The 14,868-nt window shown below is 77.4% G+C and carries 11 protein-coding genes; 8 read left to right on the forward strand and 3 right to left on the reverse strand.

Going from position 1 to position 14,868, the window contains the following annotated elements; all coding sequences use genetic code 11:
- The first annotated feature begins 78 nt into the window (after nt 1-78).
- The 3 genes from AB0398_RS30380 to AB0398_RS30390 all read left to right on the forward strand — a co-directional run bounded on the left by AB0398_RS30380 (nt 79) and on the right by AB0398_RS30390 (nt 3,708).
- A complete protein-coding gene (locus tag AB0398_RS30380) occupies nt 79-1,200 on the forward strand; it encodes a glycosyltransferase family 1 protein (protein WP_366378864.1) in 1,122 nt (373 codons plus the stop codon).
- Nucleotides 1,197-2,540 (forward strand): glycosyltransferase, encoded by a 1,344-nt coding sequence (locus tag AB0398_RS30385; RefSeq protein WP_366378865.1) that lies wholly within the window; start codon nt 1,197-1,199, stop codon nt 2,538-2,540. The genes AB0398_RS30380 and AB0398_RS30385 overlap by 4 nt, the downstream gene beginning before the upstream one ends.
- A 235-nt stretch (nt 2,541-2,775) precedes the next feature.
- Entirely contained in the window at nt 2,776-3,708 is a 933-nt protein-coding gene (locus AB0398_RS30390; protein ID WP_366378889.1) for an SGNH/GDSL hydrolase family protein, read from the forward strand.
- On the opposite strand, the gene AB0398_RS30395 is transcribed toward AB0398_RS30390, so the two are convergent.
- The 3 genes from AB0398_RS30395 to AB0398_RS30405 are packed head-to-tail and all read right to left on the reverse strand — an operon-like array spanning nt 3,615 to nt 5,913.
- Nucleotides 3,615-4,478: a biotin-dependent carboxyltransferase family protein gene (locus AB0398_RS30395; RefSeq protein ID WP_366378866.1), complete on the reverse strand. Its 864-nt coding sequence runs from the start codon at nt 4,476-4,478 to the stop codon at nt 3,615-3,617. The two genes, AB0398_RS30390 and AB0398_RS30395, sit on opposite strands and share 94 nt — an antisense overlap.
- The gene (gene pxpB / locus AB0398_RS30400) at nt 4,475-5,146 is read right to left on the reverse strand and encodes a 5-oxoprolinase subunit PxpB (RefSeq protein ID WP_366378867.1); all 672 of its coding nucleotides are present in this window, start codon (nt 5,144-5,146) and stop codon (nt 4,475-4,477) included. Before pxpB ends, AB0398_RS30395 begins: the two co-directional genes overlap by 4 nt.
- On the reverse strand, nt 5,143-5,913 hold the full coding sequence (locus tag AB0398_RS30405; protein WP_366378868.1) for a 5-oxoprolinase subunit PxpA: 771 nt from the start codon (nt 5,911-5,913) through the stop codon (nt 5,143-5,145). Before AB0398_RS30405 ends, pxpB begins: the two co-directional genes overlap by 4 nt.
- 221 nt (nt 5,914-6,134) lie before the next feature.
- Here AB0398_RS30405 and AB0398_RS30410 point away from each other — a divergent pair, with 221 nt between their 5' ends.
- From AB0398_RS30410 to AB0398_RS30430, 5 genes are all read left to right on the forward strand, one after another.
- Complete coding sequence (locus tag AB0398_RS30410) at nt 6,135-6,842, forward strand: GntR family transcriptional regulator (protein ID WP_366378869.1); 708 nt, start codon at nt 6,135-6,137, stop codon at nt 6,840-6,842.
- 67 nt (nt 6,843-6,909) lie between these two features.
- Nucleotides 6,910-8,454, forward strand: coding sequence for a hypothetical protein (locus tag AB0398_RS30415; RefSeq protein WP_366378870.1), 1,545 nt, complete (start codon nt 6,910-6,912; stop codon nt 8,452-8,454).
- Between the two features lie 125 nt (nt 8,455-8,579).
- Entirely contained in the window at nt 8,580-9,164 is a 585-nt protein-coding gene (locus tag AB0398_RS30420) for a hypothetical protein (RefSeq protein ID WP_366378871.1), read from the forward strand.
- Nucleotides 9,161-10,105 (forward strand): hypothetical protein, encoded by a 945-nt coding sequence (locus AB0398_RS30425; protein ID WP_366378872.1) that lies wholly within the window; start codon nt 9,161-9,163, stop codon nt 10,103-10,105. The genes AB0398_RS30420 and AB0398_RS30425 overlap by 4 nt, the downstream gene beginning before the upstream one ends.
- Before the next feature lie 99 nt (nt 10,106-10,204).
- Complete coding sequence (locus AB0398_RS30430) at nt 10,205-14,824, forward strand: hypothetical protein (protein WP_366378873.1); 4,620 nt, start codon at nt 10,205-10,207, stop codon at nt 14,822-14,824.
- The last annotated feature ends 44 nt before the right edge of the window (nt 14,825-14,868 follow it).

Here is a 14,868-nt window from a genome sequence, read left to right on the forward strand (position 1 = left end):
GGAAACGCTCACGGGACGTTCCCTCCCCGTCCAGATCGACTTTGACGGGGACACGCCGGGCGCGAGGACAACACCCGTATGCGTGTCGTCATCGTCACCGAATCCTTCCCTCCCGACGTCAACGGTGTGGCGCACTGCGCCCTGCAGACCGCGCGCCACCTCGCCCGGCGGGGCCACGCCCCGCTCGTCATCGCCCCCGCCGTCGCCGACCCGGCCGCGGACGCCGACGCCCCCTGCGCCGTCGTCCGGGTGCCGTCCCTGCCCCTGCCCGGCTATTCGCAGGTACGGGTCGCCCTGCCCAGCCGCCGGGTCGCCGCGGCCATCGCCGCGCACCGCGCCGACCTCGTCCACCTCGCCGGACCGTTCGTCCTCGGCGTGCGCGGGATGACGGCCGCCGCCCGGCTCGGCATCCCCGCCGTCGCCGTCTACCAGACGGACCTCGCCGGCTACGCGCGCACGTACGTGGGGACCGGCGAGGGCACCGCCTGGCGCCGCCTCCGCGCCGTGCACGGCGCCGCCGACCGCACCCTCGCCCCGTCCTCCGCCGCCCTGCGCGACCTGGAGGCCCACGGCATCGGCCGCGTCCGGCTCTGGGGCCGCGGGGTCGACACCGCCCGCTTCCGTCCCGAGCTGCGCGATCCCGCCCTGCGCCGCGAACTCGTCCCGAACGGCGAACTCCTCGTCGGCTACGTGGGCCGCCTCGCCCCCGAGAAGCGCGTCGACCTGCTCGCCGGAGCGTGCGGCCTCCCCGGCGTACGGGTCGTGGTCGTCGGGGACGGCCCGAGCGCACCCGCGCTGCGCACCGCCCTGCCGGGCGCCCGGTTCCTGGGCCGCCGCACCGGTACCGACCTCGCCCGGATCTTCGCCTCGCTCGACGTCTTCGCCCACACCGGTCCGTACGAGACCTTCTGCCAGACCGTCCAGGAGGCCATGGCGAGCGGGGTCCCGGTGGTCGCCCCGGCCGCCGGCGGGCCCCTGGACCTGGTCGACCACGGCCGCACCGGGCTCCTCGTGCCCCCGAACGACCCGGACGCGCTGCGCGACGCCGTCGCCGCGCTCGCCGCCGCGCCGGACCGGCGCACCGCCTTCGGCAGGGCCGGCCGCGACACCGTCGAGGGGCGCACCTGGGAGGCCCTCGGCGACGAACTGATCGGCCACTACCGGGAGGTCCTGCACGGGCGGACGGCGGTGGCGGCGTGAACGGCACCCGCACGACCGGCGCGGACACGGAGAGGGGCACGGGCGCGCGTACGGGCGGCGGGCTCCGGATCGTCCGGCTCGCCAACTTCGTGACCCCCACCTCGGGCGGCCTCCGTACCGCCCTCGACCGGCTCGGCCGCGGCTACCTGGCGGCCGGACACGAGCCGGTCCTCGTCGTCCCCGGTGCCACCGCGAGCGACCACTGCACCGAGCAGGGCCGGGTCGTCACCCTTCCGGGATCCGTGCTGCCCGGCACCGGCGGCTACCGGGTCCTCGCCGACCGGCGCCGGGTCGCCCGCCTCCTCGACGAGCTCGCCCCCGACCGGATCGAGGTCTCGGACCGGACGACCCTGCGCTGGACGGGCGAATGGGCGCGACGCGCCCGCGTGCCGTCGGTCATGGTCTCCCACGAGACCGCGGACGGGGTCCTGCGCACCTGGGGCGTGCCGCCCGCCCTCGCGGCCCGCGCGGCGGACCGGCTCAACCGCCGCACCGCCTGGGCGTTCGCGCGGATCGTCTGCACCACCGAATGGGCCGAGCGCGAGTTCGTACGGATCGGGGCCCGGAACGTCGTACGGGCCCCGCTCGGCGTGGACCTGGACCACTGCCGGCCCGACCGCCGCGCCGCCGCGACACGGGCCCGGTACGCGGACGGGGCGCGGGTACTGCTCCTGCTGTGCTCGCGCCTCTCCGTCGAGAAGCGGCCCGGCACGGCCCTGGACGCCCTGGAGGAGCTGCGCGGCGCCGGGATCGCGGCGACGCTCGTGGTCGCGGGCGACGGGCCGCTGCGGGCCGCCCTGGAGCGCCGGGCGCGCGAGCGGCGCCTGCCGGTGCGGTTCGTCGGGCACCTCGCCGACCGGGAGGCCCTGGCCGACCTCCAGGCGGCGGCCGACGTCTGCCTGGCGCCGGGGCCCGCCGAGACGTTCGGGCTCTCCGCCCTCGAAGCCCTCGCCTGCGGGACCCCGGTCGTCGTCAGCGCCTCCTCGGCCCTCCCCGAGGTCGTGGGCACGGCCGGGGCGGCCGCCGCCGACACCCCGGCGGCCTTCGCCTCCGGCGTCCAGAGCCTCCTCGCCGTCCCGGAGGCCGTCCGCCGCCGGGCCGCACGCGCGCGTGCGGAGGGCTTCGCCTGGGACCGCTCGGTCGCCGCCTTCCTCCGGGCCCACGAGGCTCCCTCGCCGGATCCGGAGCTGTTCGTGCCCGGTGCTTCCGGTGTTCCCGGTGTTCCTGGCGTTCTCGGAGTACCAGGTGCGCCCGGCGTCCCTGAAGTTCCCGGAGGCTCCGGAGCCCTCGGCGTCCCCGGAGCACCCGGACCGGTCGCCCCCGAGGAGACCCTCAGATGACCGGGGAGAGCGGCCGATGACCGGGGACGGGGACGCCACGCGCGCGGGAACGGTGCCGCCGGGAGCCGGGCGGTGCCACCCCGATCCGTTCCCGGCCCCGGGGCTTCTGCCCCGGGTGCCTGAGCCGCGCCATCCGGAGCCGGGCCATCCTGAGCCGCGCCACCAGGAGCCGCGCCATCCGGAATTTCGTCACCCCACGCCCCGGCCCCCGCAGCCCGGCCCCCTCCGCTTCGCCGTGCTCGGGGACTCGCTCAGCGAGGGCGTCGGGGACCGGGTGGACGGGGCCTGGCGGGGGTGGGCGGCGCTGCTCGCCGACGGGCTCGCGGCCGACGGGGCGGAGACCGCGCTCCTGAACCTGGCCGTCAGCGGCGCCCTCAGCAGGGACGTCGCCGGGGACCAGGCCCGTCGCGCCCTCGGCTTCCGGCCCCACCTGGCCTCCGTCGTCGTCGGGGTCAACGACACCCTGCGCCACACCTTCGACATCGCGCTCCTGGCCCGCCGCCTCGACCGGGTCTGCGCCGACCTCGACGCCCTCGGAGCCGTACTCCTCACCGCCTGCCTGCCCGACCCGGGCCGGATGCTCGGCCTGCCCCCGCCCCTGGCGCGCCCGCTCGCCCGCCGCCAGCGGTCCGTCAACGCGGTCGTGCACGCGCTCTCCGCCCGGTACGGGGCCGTCCACCTGCACCTGGACGACCGGGCCTGGACCGACGACCGCTCCCTGTGGAGCGCCGACCGGCTCCACCCCGGCGAGCGCGGCCACCGCGCCGTCGCGGCGGGCTTCCACCGGCTCCTCGCCGACCGGGGGCTCGCCCACGGTGCGCCGCCCGCGCCGGAGCCCGACCGGCCGCCGCCGACCCGCGCCGAGTCCCTGCTGTGGCTCGCCACCGCCGGTACCGGCTGGGTCCTCCGCCGCAGCCGCGACCTGCTCCCGCAGCTCCTCCTGCTCGCCGGCGCCGAGCTGCGCCACCGGACCGACGGCACCGGCACCGGGCCCCTCGACGTCCGCGCGGACGACGCCCTCGCCGCCGCGCTCGCGGCCACGGCGGACGGCCGCCGGGACCCCGGCGCCCCCGCTCACCGCACCGGTACGAACCGCACCGCCGTCCCCGGCACCGCCTGGGCCGCCGCGCCCAGATCGGCCTCCCGGACCACCCCGACCACCGGATAGCCGCCGGTCGTCGGATGGTCCGCGAGGAAGACCACCGGGCGCCCGTCCGGCGGCACCTGGACCGCGCCGAGCACCATGCCCTCGCTCGCCAGCTCCCCGGGCACGGCCCGCTCCAGGGCCGGTCCTTCGAGCCGCAGCCCGATCCGGTTGCTCGCCGGGGACACCCGGTACGCGCGCGTGGCGAGGGTGCGGAGGGCGCCGGGGGTGAACCAGTCGTCGCGGGGCCCGAGCCGGACCCGCAGGACGAGCACGTCCGGCGGCCCGGGCCAGGGAGGGACGTCGACCGGCCCCCGTACCGCCGTGTCCGCGCCCAGCGGCAGGACCGTCTCCCGTCCCAGGGGCGCCGGACCGAGGCCGGACAGCAGGTCGGTGGAGCGGCTGCCGAGCACCGGCTCGACCTCGATCCCGCCGCCGAACGCCACGTACGCCCGCAGCCCCCGCGAAGCCGTCCCGACCTCGACCGTCGATCCGGCCCCCACCCGCACCGCCGTGCCCCAGGCGGCCGGGCGCCCGTCCACCCGGACCGGGCAGGGCGCGCCGCCCACCGCCACGGTCACCGCGCACCGGGGCCGCACCGCGCACCCGTCGACGGTGGTCTCCAGGACCGCCGCCCCCTCGGCGTTCCCCACGAGCCGGTTGACGAGCCGTACGGCCGCCGGGTCGAGCGCGCCCGAGCGGACCACGCCCAGGTGCGCGTACCCCGGCCGCCCCAGGTCCTGCACGGTGGTCAGCGCCCCCGGCCGGACCACGGCCACCGTCCGGCCCGTCACCGTCCGCCTCCCGCGCCGGGGCGCTCCACCGTGAACCGGACCCGGGTGCCGGGGGAGAGGAGCGCCGCCGGATCCCGCCCGGTGTCCCAGAGGACCGCGTCGGTGGTGCCGATCAACTGCCAGCCGCCGGGGGAGGAGCGCGGGTACACACCCGTGTACGGCCCGGCCAGGGCGACCGAACCGGCCGGGACGGCGGTGCGCGGAGTGGCCCGCCGGGGCACCTCGTACCGCTCGCCGAGCCCCGTCAGATAGCCGAAGCCCGGCGCGAACCCGCAGAAGGCGACCCGGAACTCGGCCGCCGTGTGGATCCGCACCGCCTCCTCGGCGGACACGCCCCAGCACGCGGCGACCTCCGCCAGATCGGGCCCGTCGTAGCGGACCGGCACCTCCACCACCCGCCCCGCGCGCGTGGAGAGCGGTGCCACCTCCCACCCGGGCAGTTCGGCCGCGAGCCGGTCCGGGTCCGCCACCCCGTCGAGCAGCACGGTCCGCGCCGCCGGCACGACCTCCCGTACGGCGGGGAGGGCACCGGCCGCCCGGCGCCGGAGCACCTCGGCGTGGAACGCCTCCGCCTCGGCGCCGCCGTCCAGCTCCACGAGCAGCGCCCGCTCGCCGACGCGCAGCACGCGCACGCGTACGTCCGTGGAAGGGCTCCCGTCCCCGCTCACGCGAAGGCCTCCACCCGCATTCCGGAGGATTCGAGGCCCTCCCGGACCCGCCGGGCGAGCTCCACCGCGCCCGGGGTGTCCCCGTGCAGACAGAGCGACCGGGCCCGGACGGCCACGGAGGCCCCGTCGTGCGCGGTGACCGTCCCGAGCCGGGCCAGGGCCAGCGACCGCTCCACGACCTCGGCGGGATCGGTGACGACCGCCCCCTCCCGTCCGCGCGGCAGCAGGGAGCCGTCCGCCCGGTAGGCCCGGTCGCCGAAGGCCTCGGCGACGACCGGGAGCCCGGCCGCCGCGGCGGCCTCGTGCAGCCGGGATCCGGGCAGCCCCAGGACCGGCAGCGTCCGGTCCGCGAGCAGCACGCCCTCGACGACCGCCGCCGCCTGTTCCCCGTCCCCGACCACCCGGTTGTAGAGCGCCCCGTGCGGCTTCACGTACGCGACCCGGGAGCCCGCCGCCCGCGCGAAGACCTCCAGGGCGCCGATCTGGTACGCCACCTCGGCGGCCAGCTCCGCCGCCGGGACGTCCATCGACCGCCGCCCGAAGCCGGCCAGGTCCCGGTAGGAGACCTGCGCCCCGATCCGTACCCCGCGTTCCGCCGCGAGCTCGCACACGCGCCGCATGGTGGCCGCGTCCCCGGCGTGGAATCCGCAGGCCACGTTGGCACTGGTGACCACGGTCAGGAGTTCTTCGTCGTCGGTCAGGGTCCAGCGGCCGAAGCCCTCGCCGAGGTCGGCGTTGAGGTCGATCGACGCCCGGCTCGTGCTCATCTGCGCCTCGCGGGGTGGGGGCGTGCCCACGCGGGCACGGCGGGACCATGGGACGCTCTCAACGTAGAGGATCGTTGAACGATCCGACAACAGGTCTGTCGCCCCGGCCCCTCCGTGCGGTTGACTTCGGTGCGGTGGACCTCGGTGCGCCGGCCCGGCGGCGGACACGGTGGGGCACCGGCGGCGAAGAGGGAACGAAGAGGGAACAGGGAGGAAGCGCCGTGGCGGAGCCGGCGGAGGACAGGGCCGGAGACCTGGCGGACGACCGCGCGCTGCTCGGGCGCACGAGCACGGCGGAACGGGTCGCGGACATCCTGCGCACCCGCGTCGCCGAGGGCCGGTTCCCGCCCGGCACCCGGCTCTCCGAGGACGGCATCGGCGGCGCCCTCGGCATCTCCCGCAACACCCTGCGGGAGGCCTTCCGCCTCCTCACCCACGAGCGCCTCCTCGTCCACGAGCTGAACCGGGGCGTCTTCGTCCGCGTTCTCGACGCCGGCGACGTGGCCGACATCTACCGCACCCGCAGGCTCGTCGAGTGCGCCGTCGTCAGGGGTCTGGGGCGGCCGCCGTTCGCCCTCGACGGCCTCGCCGCCGCCGTCGCCGAGGGCGAGGGCGCCGCCCGCGCCGGCGACTGGAACGGCGTCTCCACGGCCAACATCCACTTCCACCTCGCGCTCGTCGCCCTCGCGGGCAGCGCCCGCACGGACGAACTGATGCGCGGCGTCCTCGCCGAACTCCGCCTCGCCCTCCACCTCGTCGACGACCCGCGCGCCCTCCACGAGCCGTTCCTCGCGCGGAACCGGGAGATCCTCGGCGCCCTGCGCGCCGGCGAGCGCGGCACGGCCGAACGCCTCCTCGCCCGCTACCTCGACGACTCCCGGGACGGGGTCGCCGCCGCCTGCGGCCGGGCCGCAGGCGCCCGCGGCTGAACCTCCGGACCCGGTCGCATCCGCACCGTTTCGACCGTTGTCAGGGTGAGGACCTAATCTGTGCACCGTGACTTCGCCTGCCTCGACGGACCTCGCTCCGCCCCAGCTCAGCGCGGGGCCGCGGCCCGCGCAGGGCCCGGCCGCCGACGAAGGGCTCGCGCGGCGGCTCCGCGCGCTCGCGTGCACCGCCCCGCTGCACGACCTGGACGCCCGCAAGGCGAACCTGGCCGGCGAGTACACGGTCTACGCGATGGCCGAGGTGGCCCTCGCCGCGATCGACCTGATCACCCTCAACATGGACTTCGACACCGGCGCCGACCACGAGCAGATGGTCGCCCGCCTGCTGCCCCGCGTCGCCGCCCAGGCCCCGCGGCGCCCGGCCGCCGAGCACGAGCGCGTGGCCCGCTGGGTCCTGGAGAACCTGATCAACGTCGGCAGCGTCGACCGCGGCTTCCGCGCCGTCTACGGCACCTTCGGCACCGACGGCGTCTACGTCCGCAGGGACTACGACTTCAAACTCGTCGAGGAGGTCCCGGGATACGGGGGCGGGGTCTATCTCCGCACCACCGACGAAGCGGTCAACGTCCTGGTCGGAGCCCTCGACACCGACGTCACCAGCGCCCAGATCGCCGCCGAGGTGAAGCTGGAGGTCCTCATCAACCGGGGCCGCCTGGCCGACGCGCAACTCGCCGCCGAACAGGCCCGCTACCGGACCGTGCAGTACGCCGAGACCCTCCGCAAGACCCTGGAGGCCACCCGGCGCAACGTCCGCGCCGTCGACTGGCTCCAGACGGTCCCCGACATGATCGCCGAGGCGCTCGACCACGTGGCCGACCGCTACCGCCACGAGAACGCGATCCTCACCAACATCCGCAGGGCGCGCGACGAGGCCGAGGCCGCCACCGACGTGAAGACGGCCGAGCACAAGCGGCGCGCCGCCGAACTCGTCGACATCGTCAAGGACTGCATCCGCCGCCACACCCAGCTCCAGTCCCGCCTCCTGGAGGCCGGACCGCTCTTCCGCGCCGAGCAGGACCGCCAGGCCTTCGCCGCCCCCGCCGCCTACACCGGACTCGACCTGTACGGGCAGCTGGTCGCCCCGCTCCTCACGCTCCCCGTCGAGCGGGCCACCCGCGCCACCGACGCCTTCTTCGCCCACGGCACCGGACTGCGCACCCCCGCGTCCGTACGGCTCGGCGACCTCGTCGACCTGCTGCTCACCCCGCCCGTCGAGCGCGAGCACCTCGGCGCGGAGATGCCCGAGCCCGATCTGATCGCCACCCCCGACGACTCCCGCTTCAGCGAGGAGCAGCTCGGACACGCCATGCGTCTGCTCGACCTGGAGCACGACGCCCCGCGCCGCCTCTCCGGACTGCTCGCCGAGGCCCGCGCGACCGACCCCGACCTGCCGTACCTCGTCGCCCTCCTCGCCGTCCACGCGGCGAGCCCTCCGGTCGGCACCGCCTACCGCCAGGGCGAGGAGCGGCTGCTCTTCGCCGTCGACGACGGCACCCCGCTCGACGACCCCGAGTTCGGCGGCGCCGACCTCATCGTCGGTACGGCACTCCTCGACGCGGCGGGCATGGCCGCCGACCGCACGGAGGCGACGTGACCCTCGTACCCCCTGCCCCGACCTCCTGTACCGATACCTCCTGTACCGATACCTCGTGTACCGATACCTCCTGTATCGACGGGGCCGACGCCGCTCCGGCCGACGAGCTGGACTCGGTCGACCTGTTGGACCCGATCGACGCGCTCGACCCGGCCGATCAGCCGGGCCCGACCGGCGCGCCGAGCCCCGCCCACCTGCTCGACCTGCTGGATCCGACCGATCAGCCGGGCCCGGTCGACACCGTCGTACTCGCAACCACCGCCGTGCCCGCGCCACGACCGGAAGCCACGACGGAGCCGGAACCGGAGCCGAAGTCGGAGCCGACCCCGGAAACCGGAACCGAACCCGACGCGGCCCCGGCCCTGGCCCCGGCGGCCGACCGCAACCTGCTCCCCGCCCCGGCCCCGGCCCCGGCAACCGACTCCGGCCCCGCGCCCGCCCCCGCACCGGAGCCCGCCGCCCCGCAGACCCCCCGCATCCGCCCCCGGCTCGGCACCGTCCCCCTGGGGTCCGGGCCGTCCCGGCCCGGGGCCGCGCGGCGGCGGGGCGACGTTCCGTCCGTGCGGGCCGTGCGGCTCACGGACGAGCCGCCCGCGCCCGCCGAGCGGACCCCGCCCCCGGCCGCCGTCACCCCCGTCCCGCTGCCCCTGTCCCGGCCCGCCGTCCGCGCCGTACCGACCGAGAACCGTCCCGAGGAGCCCCAGCCGTGAGCGAGACCCACGCCGAGCACGCCGACGCGTGGAGCGAGCAGGAGCACCCGCACGCCGACGCGTGGAGCAGGCAGGAACCCCCGCAGGCGCCGGCCGCCCCCGCCGCGTCCGGCGGCTCCGCGGTCACCCCCGCCGACGCCGCCGACGCGGCCCGGCTCGTCTCCTTCGGGCTCCAGCCCAAGTTGCTCCCGGCCCGCGACGCCGAATACGCCGAACTCCTGCGCCGCTACCGCGAGGACCCCGCCTTCGCGCGCCTCGCCGACGCCGTCGCCACCGGCCTCGGCCTCGTCGTCCTGGAGGTCTCCCCGCGCGCGGGGATGGCCGTCACAGCCGCCGAGGACTCGGTCTTCGCCGTCCGCATGGGCGACTACGCCCGCCGCGCCTCCACGGACTCCGCCGACCGCTTCCTGCACGGCCTGGCCCATCTCGCCGTCGCCACCATGGCCTTCCCCCGTCCCGAGGACCTCGCCGACGACGCGTACATCGGCCGGTTCAGCGTCAACGGCGTCGACGCCTTCGTGCGCCAGGCCTGCCTGCGCCTGGAGCAGCGTGCCGAGGAGGAGGGCGAGAACACCGACCCGGCCTCCGACGCCCCCGGCCTGGAGGCCGCCTGGCGGACCTACGCCCGCCGCAGCGCCACCGGAGCCACCAAGGACGCCCGCAGGCTCGCCGGTTCCACCACCGGCATCGTCGGCAAGGCCGCCGCGTTCCTCACCGACTCCGGCTTCCTCCAGCGCACCGGCGACGAGGGCGGCGGCTCCTACCGCACCACCGCCCGCTACCAGCTCCAGGTCCGCGACATGGCGGGCTCCGCCGCCATGGCCGAACTCCTCGAACTCGGCGTCGTCCCCGTCAGCGACGGCTCCGCGACGCTCCTGCCGCCGCCCGAGGGCGACGACCTGGAGCTCGTGGCCGACGCGGGCCTCCCGTTCCACTCGTAATCACGTCGGCCACCCCGATCCCGTCCGCCCCGCCGACCCCGTCCACCCCGCGCGCGGTCCCGCCGCCCCGCCGACCTTCCCAGCACGAGAGTCCCCGCCATGTACGAGCTGTCCCGGGTCCGCCTCTACTCCATCGGCCCCGCCGGCGCGCGCTACGCCGACACGGTCCTGGACCTGCGCGGAGTCGGCGCCCCGGTGCCCCACCCCGCCCCCACCCAGGCGGAGTTCTTCGAGGACGAGCCGGTCGGCCCGCCGCGCCGCCCGGCCCCCGCGGGCGTGCTCTTCCTGGAGAACGGCGGCGGCAAGTCCGTCCTCCTGAAGCTGATCTTCTCGGTCATGCTCCCCGGCCACCGCAACACCCTCGGCGGCGCCAGCTCCGGCGTGCTGCGCAAGTTCCTCCTCGCCGACGACTGCGGCCACGTCGCCCTGGAGTGGCAGCACACCCTCACCGGCGAACTCGTCGTCGTCGGCAAGGCCAGCGAGTGGCGCGGCCGCCAGGTCTCCAACGACCCCCGGAAGTTCGCCGAGGCCTGGTACTCCTTCCGGCCCGGCCCCGGCCTCAGCCTGGACAACCTCCCCGTCGCCGAGGCCACCTCGGTCCGCCCGCCCGTCGAGGGCGCCTCCGGCGCGCGCGGCCGCCGCCGCACCATGAAGGGCTTCCGCGACGCGCTGACCGAGGCCGGCAAGGCCTATCCGCACCTGGAAGTGGTCTGGGAGGAGATCCACGACCGCTGGAACGAGCACCTCGGCGAACTCGGCCTCGACCCCGAACTCTTCCGCTACCAGCGCGAGATGAACGCCGACGAGGGCGAGGCCGCCGGCCTCTTCGCGGTCAAGAAGGACTCCGACTTCACCGACCTGCTGCTGCGCGCCGTCACCGACACCCGGGACACCGACGGCCTCGCCGACCTCGTCGGCGGCTTCGGCGACAAGCTCGGCCGCCGCGCCGAACTCACCGCCGAACGCGACTTCACGGCCGGCTCCGTGGACCTCCTGAACCGGATCGTCGAGGCCGCCGGAATCCGGACCCACGCGCGCGAGGTCCACACCGCCGCCGAGCGCCGCACCCGCGGCCTCGCCCGCCGGCTCTCCGCCCGCGCCGCCGAGGAGCGCGGCCGGGGCGCCGAACTCGCCCAGCAGGTCACCTCCGCCGCCCACGCCGTCGCCGAGGCCGAGGACGCCCGTGGCCGCAGCGCCCTCGTCGCCGCCGAACTCGCCTACCGGCACGCCTCCCTGGCCCTGGCCGCAGCCGAGAAGGGCGCGGCCTCCCAGCGCCGCGAACTCACCGACGCCCGCACCCTGCACTCCGCCTGGCAGGCCGCCGAGGCCGTGCTCCGCCACCGCGCCGCCGGCGACCGTTCCGCGCGCGTGGCCGCCGCCATCCGCGAGGCCGAGCGGGACGCCGCCCCCGCCCTCGCGGCCCGCGCCGGGGCCGCCGCCGACCTCGTACGGGCCCTCGCCTCCGCCGCCGAGGAGGGCGAGCGGCACGCGGCCGAGGAGGAGGAGCGCTCCACCGCCCTCCAGGAGGCGGGCGAGACGGCCCACCGCGACGCCACCGCCGCCGCGACCGAGGCCCAGCGCGCCCGCAGCGAGTCCGGCCACCTGCGCCAGCGGCTCGCCGAGGTCGAGCAGGAGACCGCCGAGGCCGTACGGGCCGGCTGGCTCGACGACACCGCGCCCGACGCCGACCCGGCCCGCGCCGCGCTCGCCGCCAGCGACGCCGAGAAGACCGCGGTCGCCGCCTGGGACACGGCCCGCGAGACCGCCGCCGCCGTCGTCGAGCGCGCGCGGGAGGCCGCCGGGGCCGAGTCCCGCGCCGAACTCGCCGCCGCCCGCGCCGCCGACGCGGCCGGGGCCGCCGGCAACGCCTACGACGCGGAGCGCCGCGCCGCCGAGTCCCTGGCCGCCGAGGAGCGCCTCGCGGAACTCCTGAGCCTGCCCTCGGGCGCGCACGCCGCCGGGCACGACGGCGCGGCCCACGGGGGACCGCTCACCGCCGCCGACCTCGACCGGTACGCCGACGAGCTGCGCTCCCTGCTCGACGGGGCCGTCGCCTCCGCCGAGCGGCAGCTCTTCGAACTGCGCACCGCCGCCGCCGCCGACTCCCGCATCCTCGGCGCCCTCGGCGACGGCGGCCTGCTGCCGCCGGGACCCGACGTCCTCGCCACCGTCGAGCACCTCGGCGAGCACGGCATCCCCGCCCTCCCCGGCTGGCGCTACCTCGCCCAGGCCGTGGACCCCGCCGACCACGCGCGCGTGCTCGCCGCCCGCCCCGAACTCGTCGACGGCGTCGTGATCACCGACCCCGTCTCGTACGGGCGCGCCCGCGAGGTCCTCGCCGCCGCCGCCCTGCTGCCCCGCTCCGCCGTCGCCGTCGGCACCGCGGCCGCCCTGCTCGCCCCCGTACCGGCCCGGTCGGGGGACGAGGACCCCGGCGTCTTCCTCGTACCGCCGAACCCGGCCATGCACGACGAGCACGCGGCCGACGAGGAGCGGCACGCCCTGCGCGCGCGGGCCGCCGCCCGCGACGAGGAGATCCGCACCCTCGCCGGCCGCCTCGCCGGCGACCGCTCCCTCGCCGCCCGGATCGGCGCCTGGCGCGCCGACTGCCCGCCCGGCATGCTCGCCGAGCTCGCCGCCGCCGCCACGGCCGCCCGCGAGAGCGCCGAAGCCGCCGCCGCGACCCTCGAAGAGGCCCGCACCGCCCGCGCGGAGGCCGACGAGACCGCCGCCGAGGCGCTCCGCGTCCGCGACGAGCGCCAGGAGGCCGCCCAGCGCGCCCGCCGGGTCGCCGACGCCCTCGCGGGCCTGGCCTTCCGGCTGCGCGAGCGGTCCGCCTGGCAGGCCAGGCTCCGCGAACTCGCCGACGACGCCGCCGAGTCCGAGGCCCGCGCCCAGACCTGCCTGGAGCGCGCCCGGGCCGCCGACGAGGACCGCCGCGCCGCCCAGCGCGCCGCCGACGACGCCCACCGCACCGCCCGCGCCCTGCGGGCCGAGCGCGCCGAGATCGCGGGCGCCCCCGACCCGCTCCCCGAGGCCGACCCGGCCGCGCCCCGCACCGCCCTGCCCACCCTCCGCGAGGCCTACCGGGCCGCGTCCCAGCTCTACGAGAAGGTCGGCGTCGGCGCCGACCTGCGCGCCGAGCAGGCCCGCGCCGAGAGCGACGAGTCCGCCGCCCTCGCCGAGCTGAACCGCCTCACCAACAAGGTCCGCACCCGCGCCGAACAGCTCCTGGAGTCCACCGACGGCGCCGACGGCCCGTCCCGCCAGGCCGCCGCCGCCCGCGCCGAGTCCCTGGTCCAGATGCTGGAGACCCGCGCCTCCGAGGCGAGCGAGAAGCTCGGCCGGTTCCGCGGCGAGGCCGAGCGCCTCGCCCCCGAGGACGGCGGGGCGCACACCGAGCTGCCCGAGGAGCTCGTCCCCGCCGACGCCGAGCGCGCCCAGGCCCTCCTGCGCACCGCCACCGCCGAACTCGCCTCCCGCAGCGCCGCCCTGGAGTCGGCCCGCGCCGCCCACGCCGGACTGCTCCGCGACCACCGGGCCGCCGAGGACGCGGCCGGCGGCTTCGACGAGACGGCGGCCCTGCTCCGGGACCTGCTCCGCGACCACGCGGACGAGGAGCGGGAGGACACCGAGCCGTACTCCGGCACCCTGGAGGAGGCCCGTACGGCGGCCACCGAGGCGCGCCGGACGCTGCGCGGCCGGACCGGCGAGCTGTCCGCCGCCGACGCCGCCGTGCGCGAGGCGAGCGACGTCCTCGTCCGGCACGCCAACTCCACCCGCTACGAGCAGGTCCGCACCCCGGCCCGCCAGCAGATCCGCGAACTCCCGGCGTCCGCGCTCCCCGAGCACGCCGCCAAGTGGGCCGAGGCCTTCGCGCCCCGGCTGCGGGTCCTCACCGACGAGCTGGAGCAGCTGGAGCGCAACCGGGACTCGATCGTGGACCGCCTCCGCGGCCTCGTCGAGTCCTCCCTCGCGACCCTCCGCTCGGCCCAGCGGCTCTCCCGGCTCCCCGAGGGCCTCGGCGAGTGGTCGGGCCAGGAGTTCCTGCGGATCCGCTTCGAGGAGCCCGACCAGGCCACCCTCGCGGAGCGCCTCGGCGAGGTCGTCGACGAGGCCACCCGCGCCGCCGTGAGGAAGAACTCCGACCTGCGCCGCGACGGCATGTCCCTGCTCCTGCGGGGCGTGCAGGCGGCCCTCGAACCCAGGGGCGTCTCCGTCGAGATCCTCAAGCCGGACGCGGTGCTGCGGGCCGAGCGGGTCCCCGTCGGGCAGATGGGCGACGTCTTCTCCGGCGGCCAGCTCCTCACCGCCGCCATCGCCCTGTACTGCACGATGGCGGCGCTCCGCTCCAACGACCGGGGCCGCGACAAGCACCGGCACGCGGGCACGCTGTTCCTGGACAACCCGATCGGCCGCGCCAACGCCACGTACCTCCTGGAGCTCCAGCGGGCCGTGTCGGACGCGCTCGGCGTCCAGCTCCTCTACACGACGGGCCTGTTCGACACAACCGCGCTGGCCGAGTTCCCGCTGGTGATCCGGCTCCGCAACGACGCCGACCTGCGGGCGGGGCTGAAGTACATCAGCGTGGAGGAGCACCTGCGCCCCGGCCTTCCGCGGACCGACCCGGAGGGGGAGGCGATCCACGGCGAGATCACGGCGACGCGCATGTTCCGCCGCCACCGGTCCGACGACCCGGCCCCGGCGGACACCGCGTGAGCACGGCCCGTCCGTGAAACGGGTGAAGGGCCCGGCCCCCTGTC

The sequence above is a fragment of the Streptomyces sp. NPDC086147 genome, assembly GCF_040702165.1.
Classification (GTDB): domain Bacteria; phylum Actinomycetota; class Actinomycetes; order Streptomycetales; family Streptomycetaceae; genus Streptomyces.